Origin of the sequence: Mariniflexile sp., from assembly GCF_041583155.1 — a bacterium.
Classification (GTDB): Bacteria; Bacteroidota; Bacteroidia; order Flavobacteriales; family Flavobacteriaceae; genus Mariniflexile.
Genome location: NZ_JBFHGK010000012.1, coordinates 90,370 through 96,369, shown reverse-complemented (window position 1 = coordinate 96,369; position 6,000 = coordinate 90,370). Strand labels below are relative to the sequence as shown.

At 34.2% G+C, this 6,000-nt stretch carries 3 protein-coding genes; all 3 read left to right on the top strand.

The window, feature by feature from the left end; all coding sequences use genetic code 11:
* Positions 1–265: 265 nt before the first annotated feature.
* Complete coding sequence (locus ABYI63_RS06580) at positions 266–1,090, top strand: DMT family transporter (protein WP_372754702.1); 825 nt, start codon at positions 266–268, stop codon at positions 1,088–1,090.
* Positions 1,091–1,246: 156 nt separating this feature from the next.
* Positions 1,247–3,109, top strand: a complete 1,863-nt coding sequence (locus tag ABYI63_RS06575; protein WP_372754698.1) for a DNA topoisomerase IV subunit B — start codon at positions 1,247–1,249, stop codon at positions 3,107–3,109.
* A gap of 144 nt (positions 3,110–3,253) precedes the next feature.
* Complete coding sequence (locus tag ABYI63_RS06570; RefSeq protein ID WP_372754696.1) at positions 3,254–5,923, top strand: DNA gyrase/topoisomerase IV subunit A; 2,670 nt, start codon at positions 3,254–3,256, stop codon at positions 5,921–5,923.
* Positions 5,924–6,000 lie beyond the last annotated feature (77 nt).

The window sequence follows — 6,000 nt, the reverse complement described above, 5'->3', positions numbered from 1 at the left end:
TTCCGCGCAATGGAAAATCTTGAATGGTTACTTCTTTATGAAAGCCATGGGCAATAAGTATTCTTGAGGCTTCTTCTTTAGGAGCTATATTTCGCTCTTCAAAATAGAGATGCATGACCTCGCCGCTTTTTGTGTTCTTAACTAAGTCAAAATGGTTAATCAAAAATTCTGGAAGAATAAGTTTTAATAAGTCTAGATAATTGTCCAAGGTGCTCTTTTTTTACAAAAATCGTAATCTTATTTTAATTCACACACAACTTTTAGGATTGATCCAAAATTAGCGTATCAATATAAAGTTGATGCCTTAAGCCTTTTACTATTACGTATGATATTTTCATTACCATTCTATTTAGTGGTTGCACTATTATATTATAAAAAACCAAATTTAGACCAGGTAGTTAAAACTGATTATTATTGGTTGCTGTTTTTTGGTGTTATGGGGTATTATTTGGCAAGTTATTTCGACTTTGTTGGTTTGGAATTTATAAAGGCCAGTTTGGAGCGTATCATCTTATTTTTGTATCCCACTATTATTATACTTTTTAACAGATGGTTTCTTAAAAAGCCTATTAATATAACTCAGGCCTTTGCTATTTTTTTAACCTATGTGGGTATTGTAATAACGTTTTGGGGTGAGGTGGTGATCTCTGGTAGTGATACTTATATTGGTGGTTTTTTTATTTTATTGTGCGCTCTTACCTACGCTACTTATATCGTGGGTAGTGGTTGGTTAATACCAAAATTTGGAGTTATTAAATTCACAGCTTATGTTATGATCGTTTCCTGTTTTTGTGTGTTCATTCATTTTGGCATTTTTTCAAAAGTTGATATTTTTGGGTTTCAATGGGAAGTGTATTTTTTAGGTTTTTTAATCGCTATTTTTGCAACTGTAATTCCTTCTTTTTTAGTGTCAGAGTCCATTAATCGTATTAATTCTTCAAATTTTGCAGTTATTGCGGGTTTCGGGCCAATATCAACCATTATTTTAGCTGGTATTTTTTTAAATGAAGTCCTCACTTTATTGCAGTTGTTTGGTGCTTTAATAGTTATTTTTGGTATCTTGCTAGTGTCTTTAAAAAAGAGCAATTAGTATTAAATCTTTAAAAAAATAGCGATTGTTTTTGGGACTAAAAATTAAGACTTCTATTTATTAAATAATATTGTTAATTACTTTGTGTAATCACAGTTTCTTTTTTTCTAGGGTTGTATTATATTAGCGTCCAATCACGAAATCTTACTCAAATCTATGGCAGAATTAACCAATTATACCGAAGATAATATACGTTCATTAGACTGGAAAGAGCATATCCGTATGCGTCCAGGGATGTATATTGGGAAATTAGGTGATGGGTCTTCTGCAGATGATGGTATTTACATTCTCCTTAAAGAGGTTCTGGACAACTCCATTGATGAGTATGTTATGGGAGCTGGTAAAACCATAGAAATTTCCATACAAGGGAATAAGGTTATTGTTCGCGATTATGGTCGTGGTATTCCCTTAGGAAAGGTGGTGGATGTGGTTTCTAAAATGAATACCGGTGGTAAGTACGACTCCAAAGCATTCAAAAAATCGGTAGGTTTAAATGGGGTTGGTACAAAAGCAGTTAATGCCTTGTCATCTTTTTTTAGAGTAGAATCTAATCGTGATAATAAATCAGCTTCTGCGGAATTTGAAAAGGGTAATTTAATAAACCAAGAATTATTAGATGATACTACGCGCCGAAAAGGAACCAAAGTTTCTTTCGTTCCCGATGATACGATTTTTAAAAATTATAAGTTCCGAAATGAGTACATAGTTAAAATGCTTAAAAACTATGTGTACTTAAACCCAGGTTTAACGATTGTTTTTAATGGAGAGAAGTATTTTAGCGAGAATGGACTAAAGGATTTATTATCTGAAAACATCAATGAAAGTGATCGGGCCTATCCAATTATCCATCTACGAGGTGATGATATTGAAGTAGCGATTACACATAGTAAAACCCAGTATAGTGAAGAATATCATTCCTTTGTAAACGGACAAAATACAACGCAAGGAGGTACCCATCTTAATGCTTTTAGAGAAGCTTTCGTTAAAACAATTCGTGAATTTTACGGGAAAAATTATGATGCTTCCGATGTAAGAAAATCAGTAGTTTGTGCCGTGGCCATTAAAGTTATGGAACCCGTTTTTGAGAGTCAAACAAAAACAAAATTAGGTTCTACGGATATGGGTGGAGAATTACCAACCGTAAGGACTTATATAAACGACTTTCTTAAAACGTATTTAGATAACTTTTTACATAAAAACCCTGAAACGGCCGATAAAATTCAGCGTAAAATTTTGCAGGCCGAACGCGAACGTAAAGAACTGTCTGGTATTAGAAAATTAGCAAAAGACCGTGCAAAATCTGCCAGTCTTCACAATAAAAAACTACGTGATTGCCGTGTGCATTTTGGTGATACTAAAAACGATAGAAGTTTAGAGTCTACTTTGTTTATCACAGAGGGAGACTCCGCTTCTGGAAGTATTACCAAATCTCGCGACGTAAATACACAAGCTGTTTTTAGTTTAAAAGGAAAACCTTTAAACTGTTATGGATTAACCAAGAAAATTGTTTACGAAAACGAAGAGTTTAACTTATTACAAGCCGCCTTAAACATTGAAGAATCTTTAGAAGATTTGCGTTATAACAACGTAGTAATTGCTACTGATGCCGATGTGGATGGTATGCACATTCGTTTACTATTAATAACATTCTTTCTACAATTTTTCCCAGAAGTAATAAAAGAAGGGCATTTATACATTCTTCAAACACCACTCTTCCGTGTTAGAAATAAAAAAGAAACCATTTATTGTTATTCCGAAGAAGAACGTGTAGCTGCTATAGAAAAACTAAAACCAAAACCAGAGATCACTCGATTTAAAGGACTTGGTGAAATTTCGCCAGATGAGTTTAAACATTTTATAGGTGAAAACATTCGTTTAGATCCTGTAATGTTAGACGAAAACATGTCCATAGAAAGTTTACTAGAGTTCTACATGGGAAAAAATACGCCAACCAGACAAGAATTTATTATTGACAATTTGAAAGTTGAATTAGATTTAATAAAAGAAGATCAAAATTAAGACATTATGTTGTACAGAAAAGACAAGAAGAAAAAGCGTAACTACGACTATTTAGTAACGCCTAAAAGCAATGAACATTTAAAGAAGAACAAACCAAAGGGTCAAGTTATTTTAGCAAGACTTGAAAAAAATAATAAGTAATTAATGATTGAAGACGATAACGATTTAATTAACGGTCAAGACGAGCCAAAAGAAACCATAACCCGTATTACGGGTATGTATAAAGAATGGTTTTTAGATTATGCTTCGTACGTTATATTAGAACGTGCTGTACCTGCTATTGAAGACGGATTTAAACCCGTACAACGCCGTATTATGCATTCTATGAAGGATTTAGATGATGGGCGTTATAATAAGGTAGCAAACATAGTAGGACATACCATGCAATACCATCCACATGGTGATGCCAGTATTGCTGATGCTATGGTACAAATTGGTCAGAAAGATTTATTAATTGACACCCAAGGAAACTGGGGAAATATTTTAACAGGTGACAGTGCTGCGGCATCTCGTTATATTGAAGCACGTTTATCCAAATTTGCTCTAGATGTTGTTTATAACCCCAAAATAACCGAATGGCAGGCTAGTTATGATGGCCGTAGAAAGGAACCCGTTAATTTACCCGTAATGTTCCCCTTGCTACTTGCGCAAGGAGGGGAAGGTATTGCAGTAGGACTTTCTACAAAAATTTTACCTCACAATTTTATTGAGCTTATTGAAGCATCCATAAAGCACTTGCAAGGTAAAAAGTTTGTTATTTTACCCGATTTTCCAACGGCTGGTATTGCCGATTTTTCAAATTATAACGACGGGATGCGAGGTGGTCGGGTTCGCGTGCGTGCCAAAATTTCGCAGTTAGACAAAACCACGTTAGTTATTACCGAATTGCCATTTGGAACAACAACAAGCTCTCTTATCGATTCTATTTTAAAGGCTAATGATAAAGGGAAAATAAAGATTAAGAAAATTGAAGATAACACCGCCGCCGAGGTTGAAATTTTAGTACATCTGCCAAGTGGTTTGTCACCCGACAAAACAATAGACGCCTTATATGCATTTACCAGTTGCGAATCGTCCATTTCACCTTTAGGATGTGTTATTGAAGATAATAAACCGCTCTTTGTTGGTGTAACCGAAATGTTGCGTCGCTCTACAGATAATACTGTTCAGCTTTTAAAAAGTGATTTAGAGATTAAACTGGATGAATTAGAAGAGCAATGGCATTTTGCTTCTTTAGAACGTATCTTTATCGAAAATAGAATTTATCGCGATATTGAAGAAGAAGAAACTTGGGAAGGGGTTATTTCTGCTATTGATAAAGGTTTAAAACCGCATATAGAACATTTAAAACGTGCCATTACGGTTGAAGATATTGAGCGCTTAACCGAAATCCGAATCAAGCGTATTTCAAAATTTGACATAGACAAAGCGCAACAAAAAATAGATGCTTTAGAGGACCAAATTGCCGAAATCAAACATCATTTAGCAAACCTCATTGATTATGCTATTGCTTATTTTACCAGATTAAAAAAAGACTACGGTACTGGGCGCGAACGTAAAACCGAAATTCGCACCTTTGATGATGTGGACGCAACTAAGGTGGTAATTAGAAACACAAAATTATACGTAAATAGGGCAGAAGGTTTTGTAGGAACGTCTTTAAGGAAAGATGAGTATGTTTGCGATTGTAGTGATATAGATGATATCATCGTGTTTACCCGTGATGGGAAAATGATGATTACTAAAGTAGATGCAAAAACTTTTATAGGCAAAGATATTATAAGAGTTGAAGTTTTTGATAAGAAGGATAACAGAACCATATACAACATGATTTATCGTGATGGAAAAAGTGGTCCTTCCTATATTAAACGCTTTGCCGTTACCAGTATCACTCGCGACAAAGAATACGATTTAACCAATGGAAACAAGGGGTCTACTGTTTTATATTTTTCGGCAAATCCAAATGGAGAAGCTGAAGTAGTCACAGTTTTGTTGCGACAAGCAGGAAGTATCAAAAAATTAAAATGGGATATAGATTTTGCAGATATACTAATTAAAGGTAGAAACTCTAAAGGGAATTTGGTAACCAAGTACCCTGTAAAAAAGGTGGAGCTAAAAGAAAAAGGTATTTCGACCTTAAAACCGCGTAAAATTTGGTTTGATGATACAGTACAACGTTTAAATGTTGATGGCAGAGGGGAACTTTTAGGAGAATTTAGAGGTGAAGACCGTATATTAATTATCAACCAAAAAGGTATAGCGAAAACAATTATTCCTGAAGTAACTGCCCACTTTGACAGTGATATGATTGTGATGGAAAAATGGCAGCCTAAAAAGCCAATTTCTGCAATTTATTTTGATGGTGAAAAAGAAAAATATTTTGTGAAGCGTTTTCTTATTGAAAATGAAAACAAAGAAGAATGCTTTATTACTAGCCATGAAAAATCACATTTAGAAATTGTTTCAACAGACTGGATTCCGATTGCTGAAATTGAGTTTACTAAAGAACGAGGTAAGGACCGAAAAGATAATTTAGTTATCAACCTGGAAGAGTTTATCGCAATTAAGGGAATCAATGCTTTGGGTAATCAGCTTACAAAAGATAAAGTTAATCAAATTAACTTATTAGAACCGCTTAAATTTGAGGCTCCCGAAGAAGTTCATGCCGATGATTTAGAGGTTGTGGATGAGGAAGATGTTAATGATGATAAAGCAAATGATGGTAATGACGACGGAGAAGCGTCAGGACAAAAGTCAAAAGACAAAGGTGATGACGATAAATTAGGTGATAAAGGACAAACCAAACTATTTTAATAATTCCTCTATATGATTTTTAGAATTATAATAATTGTATTATTAGCGCTTATAGCTTACTATTTGTACAGAATATT